This is a genomic window from Rhizobium sp. NZLR8 (assembly GCF_019685025.1).
Taxonomy (GTDB): Bacteria; Pseudomonadota; Alphaproteobacteria; order Rhizobiales; family Rhizobiaceae; genus Rhizobium.
On record NZ_JABDVY010000005.1, the window covers coordinates 169,202 to 182,776 of the forward strand.

At 60.6% G+C, this 13,575-nt stretch carries 11 protein-coding genes; 7 read left to right on the top strand and 4 right to left on the bottom strand.

Annotated features, from left to right (window positions below):
* Window positions 1-41: 41 nt before the first annotated feature.
* From HJB89_RS13830 to HJB89_RS13840, 3 genes are all read left to right on the top strand, one after another.
* Window positions 42-797: a LuxR family transcriptional regulator gene (locus HJB89_RS13830; RefSeq protein WP_221141413.1), complete on the top strand. Its 756-nt coding sequence runs from the start codon at window positions 42-44 to the stop codon at window positions 795-797.
* 216 nt (window positions 798-1,013) lie between these two features.
* Window positions 1,014-4,478 carry a pyruvate carboxylase gene (pyc, locus tag HJB89_RS13835; protein ID WP_221150080.1) on the top strand — a complete coding sequence of 1,155 codons (3,465 nt, stop codon included), beginning with the start codon at window positions 1,014-1,016 and terminating at the stop codon, window positions 4,476-4,478.
* A 202-nt stretch (window positions 4,479-4,680) separates the two neighbouring features.
* Complete coding sequence (locus tag HJB89_RS13840) at window positions 4,681-5,253, top strand: NADPH-dependent FMN reductase (protein WP_221150082.1); 573 nt, start codon at window positions 4,681-4,683, stop codon at window positions 5,251-5,253.
* A 44-nt stretch (window positions 5,254-5,297) separates the two neighbouring features.
* On the opposite strand, the gene HJB89_RS13845 is transcribed toward HJB89_RS13840, so the two are convergent.
* The 3 genes from HJB89_RS13845 to HJB89_RS13855 all read right to left on the bottom strand — a co-directional run bounded on the left by HJB89_RS13845 (window position 5,298) and on the right by HJB89_RS13855 (window position 7,603).
* A complete protein-coding gene (locus tag HJB89_RS13845; RefSeq protein ID WP_207582238.1) occupies window positions 5,298-6,059 on the bottom strand; it encodes an amino acid ABC transporter ATP-binding protein in 762 nt (253 codons plus the stop codon).
* Window positions 6,056-6,736, bottom strand: a complete 681-nt coding sequence (locus HJB89_RS13850; RefSeq protein ID WP_221115421.1) for an amino acid ABC transporter permease — start codon at window positions 6,734-6,736, stop codon at window positions 6,056-6,058. The genes HJB89_RS13845 and HJB89_RS13850 overlap by 4 nt, the downstream gene beginning before the upstream one ends.
* A 93-nt stretch (window positions 6,737-6,829) precedes the next feature.
* Window positions 6,830-7,603 (bottom strand): amino acid ABC transporter substrate-binding protein, encoded by a 774-nt coding sequence (locus HJB89_RS13855; protein ID WP_207582237.1) that lies wholly within the window; start codon window positions 7,601-7,603, stop codon window positions 6,830-6,832.
* 301 nt (window positions 7,604-7,904) lie between these two features.
* Here HJB89_RS13855 and HJB89_RS13860 point away from each other — a divergent pair, with 301 nt between their 5' ends.
* The 4 genes from HJB89_RS13860 to hisC all read left to right on the top strand — a co-directional run bounded on the left by HJB89_RS13860 (window position 7,905) and on the right by hisC (window position 12,518).
* Complete coding sequence (locus tag HJB89_RS13860) at window positions 7,905-8,681, top strand: DeoR/GlpR family DNA-binding transcription regulator (protein ID WP_221150083.1); 777 nt, start codon at window positions 7,905-7,907, stop codon at window positions 8,679-8,681.
* A gap of 64 nt (window positions 8,682-8,745) precedes the next feature.
* Window positions 8,746-9,939 carry an MFS transporter gene (locus HJB89_RS13865; RefSeq protein ID WP_207582235.1) on the top strand — a complete coding sequence of 398 codons (1,194 nt, stop codon included), beginning with the start codon at window positions 8,746-8,748 and terminating at the stop codon, window positions 9,937-9,939.
* Between the two features lie 250 nt (window positions 9,940-10,189).
* Entirely contained in the window at window positions 10,190-11,440 is a 1,251-nt protein-coding gene (gene ispG / locus HJB89_RS13870; protein ID WP_207582234.1) for a flavodoxin-dependent (E)-4-hydroxy-3-methylbut-2-enyl-diphosphate synthase, read from the top strand.
* 16 nt (window positions 11,441-11,456) lie between these two features.
* On the top strand, window positions 11,457-12,518 hold the full coding sequence (hisC, locus tag HJB89_RS13875; protein WP_221150084.1) for a histidinol-phosphate transaminase: 1,062 nt from the start codon (window positions 11,457-11,459) through the stop codon (window positions 12,516-12,518).
* Between the two features lie 9 nt (window positions 12,519-12,527).
* On the opposite strand, the gene HJB89_RS13880 is transcribed toward hisC, so the two are convergent.
* Window positions 12,528-13,442: a polyprenyl synthetase family protein gene (locus HJB89_RS13880; protein WP_207582232.1), complete on the bottom strand. Its 915-nt coding sequence runs from the start codon at window positions 13,440-13,442 to the stop codon at window positions 12,528-12,530.
* Between the last annotated feature and the right edge of the window lie 133 nt (window positions 13,443-13,575).

Here is a 13,575-nt window from a genome sequence, read left to right on the forward strand (position 1 = left end):
ACGGCCTCGATGCGGGCATCCGTCCGGGCAAGGGGCATTTTGTGAATATTAATTTGTTAATTCAATTGCTTATCATTCTGGAAGAAACGTCAAATCCTCAGGCCGTGGTTACCGAGCTGGAGCAGGTCATCCAAGATTGCGGCTTCGAATATTACGGCCTACGGCGCCATTTGCCGCAGAATCCGGCGCAGCAGAATCTGGAACCTTGGGCTGCGGCGCTTGCCGGCCGCTGGCCGCAACAATGGCCGCAAATCTATACCGCGAAAAAATATGTGCTGATCGATCCGATGGTGCGCTACCTCGCTCATGCGCAGCGGCCTTTCCGCTGGCGGGAAAGCCTGGCAGCATTCCGCAAGGATGCGCAGAAGCGTCGGATGGAGCAGATGATGGTCGATGCTTTCGGTCACGGACTGGAAGACGGTTATATCTTTCCGATCCACGGACGGAACGGCATTCTCGGCAACCTCAGTCTCGCCGGCAAGCCGATCGAGCTGTCGCCGGTGGAGATCGCCCTTTTCGAGGCCGTGGCACGCAAAAGCTTCTGGCGATTGCTCGAGCTGAAGGATGAGGCTGAGGCGCTGGAAACCGTGCTACCGGCCGACACGCCGCTGACGCGACGCGAAATGGAGATCCTGCATTATCTCGCCGAAGGCATGACCTCGATGGAAATCAGCAAGATGCTGAAGATCTCAAACCACACCGTCGACTGGTATATGAACGGCTTGCAAAACAAGCTAAAGGCGAAAAACCGGCAGCAGGCGGTGGCGCTTGCCTTCCGTCACCGCCTGATAAGCTAGAGCATGATGCCGAAAGGATGAGCGGTTTTCATGCTATGCCTTTGATTTTGATGAGAAATATGATTTAGGCCGATCCGGCCTGACATCATCAGCATTCAGAATGGCGAGAAATTACATTTCGCAGTCGCAAGAGAAATTGAACTTCCTGTAACAAGAAGTTAAGAATTTCCTTCGCGGGTGCAGCATGCCCGCGTCTGAACGCCTGAGGAGACCGTTTTGCCCATTTCCAAGATACTCGTTGCCAATCGCTCCGAAATTGCCATTCGCGTGTTTCGCGCGGCCAACGAGCTTGGAATAAAAACCGTGGCGATCTGGGCGGAGGAAGACAAACTGGCGCTGCACCGTTTCAAAGCGGACGAAAGCTATCAGGTCGGCCGCGGCCCGCATCTTGCCAAGGACATGGGCCCGATCGAAAGTTATTTGTCGATCGAGGAAGTGATCCGCGTCGCCAAGCTCTCAGGCGCCGATGCCATTCATCCAGGTTATGGCCTGTTGTCGGAAAGTCCCGAATTCGTCGATGCCTGCAACAAGGCCGGCATCATCTTCATCGGCCCGAAGGCCGATACGATGCGCCAGCTCGGCAACAAGGTCGCGGCGCGCAACCTGGCGATCTCGGTCGGCGTGCCTGTGGTGCCGGCAACGGGGCCGTTGCCGGAGGATATGGCCGAAGTGGCGAAGATGGCCGAGGAGATCGGCTATCCCGTCATGCTGAAGGCCTCCTGGGGCGGCGGCGGTCGCGGCATGCGCGCCATCCGCGATCCGAAGGATCTGGCCCGTGAAGTGACCGAGGCCAAACGTGAGGCGATGGCCGCCTTCGGCAAGGACGAGGTCTATCTGGAAAAGCTCGTCGAACGCGCCCGCCACGTCGAAAGCCAGGTTCTCGGCGATACACACGGCAATGTCGTTCATTTGTTTGAACGTGACTGCTCGATCCAGCGCCGTAACCAGAAGGTCGTCGAGCGCGCGCCTGCGCCCTACCTCTCGGAAGCGCAACGCCAGGAGCTTGCCGCTTATTCGATGAAGATCGCCTCGGCGACCAATTATGTCGGCGCCGGCACCGTCGAATATCTGATGGATAGCGATACCGGCAAATTCTACTTCATCGAGGTCAATCCGCGTATCCAGGTCGAGCATACGGTGACCGAAGTCGTCACCGGCATCGACATCGTCAAGGCGCAGATCCACATTCTCGACGGCTTTGCGATCGGCACGCCGGAATCGGGCGTTCCCGCTCAAGCTGACATCCGCCTGAACGGTCATGCGCTGCAGTGCCGCATCACCACCGAGGATCCGGAGCACAATTTCATTCCGGATTACGGCCGCATCACCGCCTATCGCTCGGCGTCGGGTTTCGGCATCCGTCTCGACGGCGGCACCTCCTATTCGGGCGCTATCATCACCCGCTATTATGATCCGCTGCTCGTCAAGGTCACGGCCTGGGCGCCGAACCCGTCCGAAGCGATCAGCCGCATGGACCGGGCGCTGCGCGAGTTCCGTATTCGCGGCGTCGCTACCAACCTGACCTTCCTCGAAGCGATCATCGGCCATCCGAAGTTCCGCGACAACAGCTACACGACACGTTTCATCGACACGACGCCGGAACTCTTCCAGCAGGTCAAGCGCCAGGACCGCGCGACGAAGCTCTTGACCTATCTGGCCGACGTCACCGTCAACGGTCATCCCGAGGCCAAGGACAGGCCAAGGCCGCTTGATAACGCTGCCCAGCCGGTGGTTCCCTACGCCAATGGCAACACGGTCAAGGATGGAACGAAGCAACTGCTCGACACGCTCGGTCCGAAGAAATTCGGCGAATGGATGCGCAATGAAAAACGCGTGCTTCTGACCGACACGACGATGCGCGACGGCCACCAGTCATTGCTCGCCACCCGCATGCGCACCTATGACATCGCCCGCATCGCCGGCACCTATGCGCATGCACTGCCGAACCTTTTGTCGCTCGAATGCTGGGGTGGCGCCACCTTCGACGTCTCGATGCGCTTTCTGACGGAGGATCCGTGGGAACGCCTGGCGCTGATCCGCGAGGGCGCGCCGAACCTTCTGTTGCAGATGCTTTTGCGCGGCGCCAACGGCGTCGGCTACACCAACTATCCCGACAATGTCGTCAAATACTTCGTCCGCCAGGCAGCCAAGGGCGGCATCGATCTCTTCCGCGTCTTCGATTGCCTGAACTGGGTCGAGAACATGCGGGTGTCGATGGATGCCATTGCCGAGGAGAACAAGCTCTGCGAGGCGGCGATCTGCTATACCGGCGATATCCTGAACTCGGCCCGTCCGAAATACGATCTGAAATACTATACCGACCTTGCGGTCGAGCTTGAAAAGGCCGGCGCGCATATCATCGCGCTCAAGGATATGGCCGGCCTCCTCAAGCCTGCGGCTGCGAAGGTTCTGTTCAAGGCACTGCGTGAAGCGACCAGCCTGCCGATCCATTTCCATACGCATGATACATCAGGTATTGCGGCCGCGACCGTGCTTGCCGCCGTCGATGCCGGCGTCGATGCGGTCGATGCGGCGATGGATGCGCTATCCGGCAACACCTCGCAGCCCTGTCTCGGCTCGATCGTCGAGGCGCTGCGCGGTACGGAGCGCGATCCGGGCCTCGATCCGGAGTGGATCCGCCGCGTCTCCTTCTATTGGGAAGCGGCGCGTAACCAGTATGCCGCCTTCGAAAGCGACCTCAAAGGCCCGGCCTCGGAAGTCTATCTACATGAAATGCCGGGCGGCCAGTTCACCAACCTCAAGGAACAGGCCCGCTCACTCGGCCTCGAGACCCGCTGGCATCTGGTGGCGCAGGCCTATGCCGATGCCAACCAGATGTTCGGCGATATCGTCAAGGTGACGCCGTCCTCCAAGGTGGTCGGCGACATGGCGCTGATGATGGTCTCCCAGGACCTGACAGTTGCCGATGTCGTCAGCGCCGACAAGGAAGTCTCCTTCCCGGAATCGGTGGTGTCGATGCTGAAGGGTGATCTCGGTCAGCCACCCTCAGGCTGGCCGAAAACGCTGCAGAAGAAGGCCCTGAAGGGCGACAAGCCCTATACCGTGCGGCCCGGCTCCTTGCTCAAGGAGGCCGACCTCGATGCTGAGCGCAAGGTCATCGAGACGAAGCTGGAACGTGAGGTCAGCGATTTCGAATTCGTCTCCTACCTGATGTACCCGAAAGTGTTCACCGACTTCGCGCTTGCCTCCGATACCTACGGCCCGGTTTCGGTGCTGCCGACGCCGGCCTATTTCTACGGGCTCGGAGATGGCGAGGAACTGTTTGCCGATATCGAACGCGGCAAGACGCTGGTCATCGTCAACCAGGCGATGAGCGCGACTGACAGCCAGGGCATGGTGACCATCTTCTTCGAACTCAACGGCCAGCCGCGCCGCATCAAGGTGCCGGACCGGGCCCATGGGGCAACAGGTGCAGCCGTCCGCCGCAAGGCGGAACCGGGCAATGCCGTCCATGTCGGTGCGCCGATGCCGGGCGTCATCAGCCGTGTCTTCGTCTCTCCAGGTCAGGCGGTCAGTGCCGGCGACGTGCTCGTCTCCATCGAGGCGATGAAGATGGAAACGGCGCTGCATGCGGAAAAGGACGGGACGATCTCGGAGGTGCTGGTGCGGGCCGGCGATCAGATCGACGCCAAGGACCTGCTCGTCGTCTATGGCGCTTGAGCAACGGGCGGGCGATCGTCGCCGAGAGGCTTCGTTCTGCTGTCCAACGACTGCGGCCAATCACCCGATTGTGTATGATCGGGCGGTGAAAAGCTGATTTTTCGGAAAGTTGGCAGTCTCCTTGCCTTGCCCGGCGAGGAGACTTTCTCATAGACTTGCGCTCCCACCATCCGCCCCCAAGACCCATCAGGAAATCATCTCCATGAGCAAGTTGAAGATTGCCGTCATTGTCGGCAGCACGCGTATTGGCCGTTTCGCCGAACATCCGGCCAAGTGGATTGCCGAGCTGGTCGGCCAGCGCTCCGATCTGGAAGTCGAAGTTCTCGATCTTATCGACTATCCCATGCATTTCTTCGGCGATGCGCGCGCCACCACAGCGGAAAGCGACTCCGCTGAGCGCTGGAAGAAGAAGCTGCGCGAATTCGACGGCTTCATCTTCACCGCCGCCGAATACAATCATGCTCCGACGGCCGTTCTGAAAAACGCGATCGATCTCGGCGAATTCATCCAGAAGCCGGTCGGTTTTGTCGGTTACGGCGGCGTCGGCGGCGCACGTGCGGTCGAGCAACTGCGTTTGATCTTCGTGGAAATGGGCGCCGCTTCCGTCAAGACCGGTGTCCACATCGCATTCAGCGAATATCTTGCCGTTCTCAAGGAAGGCAAGAGCCTTGGCGATTACGCCCATCTCAACGAGGCTGCCAAGAACCTGCTCGATCAGATCACATGGTGGGGCAATGCGCTGAAGGCTGCGCGCGCCGTCGTCACGGCCTCCTGATTGGAGTTCCAGCAATGCCGGGATGGCCGCATCCCGGCATTGCTTCAAATGTCGTAGGTATGCGCCGCGTTGATCGTCGAGATGAAGCGCTTGGTGCGTTCGCGCTCCGGCGCAGTGAAGATCGCCCTGGCGCTACCCGTTTCCACCACGCTTCCGGCTTCCAGAAAGACGACGTCATTGGCGATCTTCGAGGCAAGCCTGAGATCATGAGTCGCCATCACCATGGTCGTGCCTTCGCGGGCAAGCTGACCCAGCACATCGACCACTTCTGCCGAGAGTTCCGGATCGAGCGCCGAGGTCGGTTCGTCACAGAGAAGCACGCGCGGCGACGGCGCCAAGGCGCGAGCGATCGCCACACGCTGCTGCTGACCGCCCGAGAGCGTCGAAGGCCATGCATCGGCCTTGTGGGTCATGCCGACCTTGGTCAGCAACTCCATCGCCCGCTCGCGCGCCCTTTCCCTCGGCCATTTCAGGACTGTCACCAGGCCCTCCATAACATTCTCAATCGCGGTCTGATGCGGGAAGAGCTGGAAGTTCTGGAAGACCATGCCGGTCTGGCGGCGGATCTTCTGGATCGCCTGCCAGCTCGTTCGTTTGCCCGGCGCAAAGGCCAGCGTTTCCTCTCCGAGGCGGATGGAACCGGCGGTCGGAATTTCGAGCAGGTTGATGCAGCGCAGCAGCGTGCTCTTGCCGCCGCCCGAAGGCCCGACCAGGGCGGTGACGCTGCCTTCGGGAATGCGGATGCTGATATCCTTGAGGATGACGGCGTCGCCGAAGCGCTTTTCGATGTTGGAAAGCTCGATCATGCATTTGCCTCCAGCATGCCGCCATAACGCGCGAAGCGGCGTTCCAGCCGCACCTGCAGCTGCGAGAGGACGGAGCTTAGGGCAAGATAGATCAGCGCCGCCTCGATATAGAGGATCAGCGGCTCATAGGTGGTGGCCACGATGCGCTGCGCCGCCTGGAAGAGCTCCGGCACGGTGATTGCGGCGGCAAGCGAGGTGTCCTTGACCAGCGAAATGAAGGTGTTCGACAGAGGCGGCACGGCGACGCGGGCGGCCTGCGGCAGGATGGTGCGGCTCATCGCCTGGCGCCAGCTCATGCCGATCGAATAGGCGGCTTCCCACTGGCCCTTCGGCACCGAGGAAATGACGGCGCGGATGATCTCGGAACTATAGGCGCCGATATTCAGCGTGAAGCCGATCAGGGCGGCTGGAAAGGCGTCAAGCAGGATGCCGAGGCTCGGCAAGCCGTAGAAGATGACGAAGAGCTGAACGAGCAGCGGCGTGCCGCGGATGACCCATACATAGAAACGAGCGACGGCGGAAAGCGGCGCCGGCCCGAAGAGTCGGGCGATTGCGGTGGCGAGCCCGAGGGCCAGGCCGAAGACGAAGGACAGCAGCGTCAGCGGAATGGTGAAGATCAGCCCCGCCCAGAGGAGCGAGGGCAGCGAATCCGCCATGAGTTGGAGCCAGTGCGGCAAGGGGCGTTCCCTCTCGTCAGTTGGGTGGTGATATCTCGAATACCCCTCCCCAACCCCTCCCCACAAGGGGGAGGGGCCATTCTTGAGTGGGACTTACTTCGAAACGTCCTGGCCGAAATACTTGTCGGCGATTTTCTTGTAAGTGCCGTCGGCCTTGATGTCGGCAAGCGCCTTGTTGATTTCGGCAAGAAGCTCCGGCTCGTTCTTGCGGATGATGATGCCGGAGTAATCGGCATTTTCCTGCTCTGCGGCGATCTTCACCGGCGCGTCCGGCTTGTGCTTCTTGAAATCGAGGAAGGAGAGGCTGTCGTTGATCGTGGCGTCGGCGCGCTTGGTCAGCACGAGCTGGATCGATTGATCGAAACCGTCGGTGCCGACGAGTTCGGCACCGGCTTCGGTTGCGATCTTGCCGAAATTGCTGGTCAGCGATTGGGCGGATTTCTTGCCCTTCAGATCGGTGAAGGTCTTGATGCTGTCGTCGCCGTCGCGGATGATCAGCACGGCCTTGGAAGCGATATAGGGTTCGGAGAAATCATATTTCTGTTTGCGGGCTTCGGTGATGCCGACCTGGTTGATGACGGTGTCGTAGCGCTTGGCGTCGAGGCCGGCGATCAGGCCATCCCACTTGCCCTCGACGAACTCGGCCTTGACGCCGAGTTTGGCAGCGATCGCTTCGCCGATCTCGACGTCGAAGCCGACGAGCTTGCCGCTTTCGTCATGAAAGGTGAAGGGCGCGTAAGTGCCTTCGGTGCCGATCTTGAAAACGCCGGCCGATTTGATGGCGGCGAGGTTCTCGCCGGCATGGGCAGGCAGGAGGGCAGCAGCATGAATGAGGGCAGCGGCGGCGACGGTTTTCAACCAGTTCATTGTTTTATCCATCCTTGGGAGGTTGTCATCGGATGAGCGATAGTTCGCAGAAAATTAGGGCGTCGGAAGCGTAAAAAACTGCGAATAAAAGCAGCAACTGCAAATATTTTTCTCAAGCGGCCGGTTAAACCGTGAATCCTGTAGAAACCGGCTCCATCCGCCAACCAGGCTGTCCGGATTCCACTCTGGTCGTAGAGCTTTGTTTCAGACCGTCAGGAAACGTGTGTTTATGCATGTTGTGCGCATGATCATAAGTGTTTATGCACGTTTCTGGTTCCAATGATTTCGACCCGGTAAAAACATGCAGGATTTCCTATTGCGCGAGCGCCAAGGCGTGATTTCCGACAGGCTGCGGATCAACGGCCGCGTGCTGGCGACGGAACTTGCCCTCGAATTCGGCGTCTCCGAGGATACGGTGCGCCGCGATCTGCGGGAGATGGCCGCTGCAGGGCTCTGCGAGCGGGTCTATGGCGGCGCACTGCCGGTCTCGCCGGCGCACGGGAACCTGACGCAGCGGATGGGTTTTGCGGCTGACCGGAAACAGGCATTGGCGCGCGCTGCGGCACAGCAGATTGCCGCCGGTTCGACTGTGTTTTTCGATGCCGGCAGCACCAATCTGGCGATTGCCAACGCATTGCCGGCCGAACTGGCGCTGACGGCTGCGACGAATGCGCCGGCGATTGCCGCCGCGCTGATCGATAAGCCTGCCGTCAACGTCATCCTTATCGGCGGAATGGTGGACCGGCAGACGGGCGGTTCGCTCGGCGCCAAAGCCTTGCGGGATATGGAACAGCTTGCGCCCGATCTCTGTATTCTTGGTGCCTGCGGCGTCGATCTTGAGGCCGGCATCACGGTGTTCGGTTTCGAAGATGCCGAGTTCAAGCGGTATGCGGCGTCGAGAAGCAGAAAAGTGCTGGTGGCGGCAACTTCGGAGAAGTTCGGCACGGCTGCCCCGCACAGCATCCTGCCGGTTGCTCATTGTGACTGCCTGGTCGTCGAGCACGATGCCGATCCGGCCATACTCGCCGGTTATCGCGAGCGCGGATGCAGAACTGTTATCGCCGAGAAAACGAACTAGGCGGTTGTCATAGAGTTTAGGGAAACCGGGCGCGTATAAGCCCGGCAATGAGGAAGACCGAGAAATGGATAGTCATGTGAATGCGTCGCCGGGAGCGCGGAGCGGCTTCGTTACCAAAAGCAGGGCGGCGGTTTCCCTGCTTTTTCTGATGAACGGCTTCGTCGTCGGCTGCTGGGCGCCGAAGATCCCGGATTTTGCCGAGCGCCTGGCGCTCTCCAAGTTCGAACTTGGGCTGATGATCCTGGTCTTCGGCGTCGGCTCGCTGGTGATGATGCCGATCGCCGGGGCGCAGATTGCCAAACACGGCTCGCGTGTCGTCGTTCAGGTCCTGGCTGTCTGCGTGCTGCCATTGCTGCTGGCATTGACGCTGGCGCCAAATGTCGTCACCGCGGCAATTTCGCTCTTCCTGTTCGGCGGCTTCATCGGTGCCATGGATGTGGCGATGAACGCCAATGCGGTGTCGGTGGAGAAATCCATGCGCCGCTCCATCATGTCGTCCTGCCACGCTTTCTGGAGCCTTGGCGGGCTGATCGGCTCAGGCCTCGGCGGCATCGCGATCTCCAAGCTCGGCATTCTCGGTCATGCCGAACTGGCGACGGTGCTGGCGGCGATCTTCCTGGCTATCTCCTGGCCTATGATCCTTGCTGATCCGCCGCATCCCGACACAAGGAAGGAAAAGACAAGACTGCCGATGGTGCCGCTGCCGTGGCTGCTCGGTTTGATGGCCTTGTTCAGCATGGTGCCGGAAGGCGCGGTACTGGACTGGGGTGCGCTCTATCTCCGGCAGGAAATGGATGCATCCGTGGCGCTTTCCGGCCTTGGTTTCGCAGCCTTTTCGGCGACGATGGCGATTATGCGCTTTGCCGGCGACCTGGTGCGCGACCGCCTGGGCGGCGTCAAGACGCTGCGGATCTGCACCTTGTTTGCCATCGTCGGCATGCTGTTTGCAGGCCTGGCACCCAACGCCGAGATCGCCATTCTGGGCTTTGCCTTTTGCGGCATCGGCATTTCCAACATGGTGCCGATCGCTTTCTCGGCGGCGGGCAACATTCCCGGCCTCAAGCCCGGCATCGGCATCTCTGTCGTGACCACCATGGGCTATTCCGGCATGCTGGTTGCGCCGTCCTTGATCGGCTTCGTCGCCGAGCATATCGGTTTCGCCATCGTTTTCATGGCGCTGCCGGTGCTGCTCCTTGTTGTTCTCCTGCTTTCTAACCTGGCCCATTATGCCGATGGAGTCTCCGGAAGCGGCCACTAGACCAGAATGATTTTAGGTCGGGACGGCCTAAAATCTGAATCCTGTTCTGAGCCGCCTCCCAACAAAAGTGATATCAGGGGCGGTTGACAAGAAAGCGGTCATGATCCACCTGAAAGACACTGTTTCTAAAGCGCGTCGCAATCTCTCGGATTCGCTTCTTGCGCTTTAGGTTCTTATTTTTACGCATGTCGTTATCGCAAAACCGCTGCACACTTTTGCGCGACATGCTTTAGGGGTGCAAAAACTCTTCATGTCCTCAGCCGCCGATTTTGATCCGAAACCGCGCCGCGCTTCTATTGCCGTCGATGTCGGCGGCATCATCGTCGGCGGCGGGGCGCCGGTCGTCGTGCAATCGATGACGAACACCGATACGGCCGATATCGATTCGACCGTTGCCCAGGTCGCTGCCCTCCACCGGGCGGGCTCGGAACTGGTGCGCATCACCGTCGACCGTGACGAGAGTGCGGCCGCCGTGCCGAAGATCCGCGAGCGGCTGTTGCGGCTTGGCATGGACGTGCCGTTGATCGGCGACTTCCATTATATCGGCCACAAACTGCTTGCCGATCATCCTGATTGTGCCGAGGCGCTGGCGAAATACCGCATCAACCCCGGCAATGTCGGCTTCAAGGACAAGAAGGACAAGCAATTCGCCGAGATCATCGAGATGGCGATCCGCTACGACAAGCCGGTGCGCATCGGCGTCAACTGGGGCTCGCTCGATCAGGATCTCTTGACGGCGCTGATGGACAGGAATGCCGAAGCCGGTTCGCCGCTTTCGGCCCGGCAGGTGACGCGCGAGGCGATCGTACAATCGGCGCTGCTTTCGGCAGCCCTTGCCGAAGAGATCGGCCTGCCCCGCAACCGCATCATCCTGTCGGCCAAGGTCAGCCAGGTCCAGGACCTGATTGCCGTCAATTCCATGCTCGCCGAACGCTCCAATCATGCTTTGCATCTCGGTCTGACCGAGGCCGGCATGGGCACCAAGGGTATCGTCGCCTCGTCGGCGGCGATGGGCTTCGTACTGCAGCACGGCATCGGCGATACGATCCGCGTGTCGCTGACGCCGGAGCCGAACGGCGACCGCACGCGGGAAGTCCAGGTGGCGCAGGAGATCCTGCAGGTCATGGGCTTCCGCCAGTTCATTCCTGTCGTTGCCGCCTGTCCCGGCTGTGGACGCACGACGTCGACGGTGTTCCAGGAGCTTGCCCAGAACATCCAGAACGACATCCGCAAGAACATGCCGATCTGGCGCGAGAAATATCCTGGCGTCGAGGCGCTGAACGTCGCCGTCATGGGCTGCATCGTCAACGGTCCCGGCGAAAGCAAACATGCCGATATCGGCATTTCGCTTCCGGGCACCGGCGAGACGCCAGCGGCGCCCGTCTTCATCGACGGCCGGAAGGCTCTGACGCTGCGTGGCCCCCATATCGCTGCCGATTTCGAGGCGCTTGTCGTCGACTATATCGAGAAGCGTTTCGGTCAGCGGACGGCGGCGGAATGAGCGACCGCAAGTTCGGATGAGCCGGTACTGGTCGCCAATCGTCAGCAAGCTGCAGCCCTACGTCGCGGGGGAGCAGCCCCGTATTCCCGGACTGGTCAAGCTCAACACCAATGAAAATCCCTATGGGCCGTCTCCAACGGCGCTCGAGGCGATCCGGCAAGCTGCGGACGATCGTCTGCGGCTCTATCCGGACCCCGCCGCCACGGAATTGCGCCAGACGATCGCCGCCCGTCACGGTTTGACGGCGGAAGAAGTCTTCGTCGGCAACGGTTCCGACGAGGTTCTCGCCCACGCGTTTCAGGCGCTGTTGAAACACGAGCGGCCGCTTCTCTATCCAGATGTGACCTACAGCTTCTATCCGACCTATAGCCTGCTATACGGCGTCGAGACGGTCGAAGTGTCTGTCGATGACAGGTTTCAGATCCGGCTGGCAGATTACGACAGGCCGTGCGGTGCGATCATCATCGCCAATCCGAACGCGCCGACCGGCATCGGCCTGCCGCTTGCCGACATAGAGGCGCTTATCGCCGCCCATCCGGATGCGGTCGTCGTGATAGACGAGGCCTATATCGATTTCGGCGGTGACAGCGCTATCCCGCTCATTTGCAAATATCCCAATCTGCTTGTCGTTCAGACCTTGTCCAAATCGCGCTCGCTTGCGGGTCTGCGCGTCGGCTTTGCGCTGGGGCAGCGGGAACTGATCGAGGCGCTGGAGCGCGTCAAGGACAGCTTCAATTCCTATCCGCTCGATCGCCTGGCGCAGGTTGCCGCGACGGCGGCAATCAAGGACGAGGCGTGGTTCGAGACATGCCGAAAGATGCTCATTGCCAGCCGGGACGGTCTCGTCCGGGAACTCGAAGCGCTGGATTTCGAAGTGCTGCCGTCTCAAGCAAATTTCGTTTTTGCAAAGCATGAGAGCCAGTCGGGTGCAGCGCTTCAAGCGGCTCTGCGGGAGCGTGGTGTTCTCGTCCGGCATTTCGCCAAACCGCGTATTTCGGAGTTTCTGCGCATCAGCATCGGCACGGACGAGGAATGCGCGCGCCTGGTTTCGGCTTTCAAGGAAATATTGTCGGCGTGATCCGACGATTCAGCTCTTCCGGTCGGCGATGAAATGCGCGGTGGCGATGAGGGTCGAGGCGCGGGCACCGTAGGGGGCAAGCAGTGTCTCGGCATCGCGGACATGCTGATGGAGTTGGGCTTCGGCCCATTCCATGCCGCGTAGCGCTACAAGCGTTCCCTTGCCGCGGGCTGCATCTTTGCCGGTCGCCTTGCCCATGGTTGCAGTGTCCGAGGTCAGGTCGAGGATGTCGTCAGCCAGTTGGAATGCAAGTCCGATCTTTTCGCCGAAGGCGCGCAGGCGGCGGCGATCTTCCGGCGGGCTGGCCGAGATGAGGGCGCCGGCTTCGCAGGCAAAGCGGATCAGCGCGCCTGTTTTCATCGCCTGCAGGCGGATGATGCCGGCCTCGTCAGGCGCTTGTCTTTCTGCCGCGAGATCGAGCGCCTGGCCACCGGCCATGCCGCCGAGACCGGCGGCGCGAGCAAGAGCCAGTACCAGCGATGCCTTGCTCGTTTCGGGAAGGGCTGTTTCCGGCGTGGCGATAATGTCGAAGGCGTAGGTCAGCAGGCTGTCACCTGCGAGGATCGCGGTGGCTTCGTCGAATTTTTTGTGTACCGTCGGTTTGCCGCGGCGGAGATCATCATCGTCCATGGCCGGCAGGTCGTCATGCACGAGCGAATAGCAGTGAACGCATTCGAGTGCAGCGCCGACGCGAAGCGCCGCCGCGGCGTCACCGCCGAGAAGGGCGGCACTTTCGACGACGAGAAATGGGCGCAGTCGCTTGCCACCGTTCAACACGGCATAATGCATGGCGTCGCGCAGCGTCTCAGGTCTGACGATTTCATCGGAGAGAGGGCTCGGTGACAGCAATGCGTCGAGCAACGCCTCGATCTCGCGGGCGTTGTTCCTCAGCCTCGTTTCGAAAGTGTCCCGGTTCGCGTCCATGGGCGCTGTTTGGCATGAGCGCCCCGGGGCTTGCAACGGAATTGTCGATGGCGCAGCAAGATTTGCCACGCACTCTGGCATAAGCTCCGTACAGGCGCTATGACAACGACAGGGGCGAAATCGGACTGGGGAA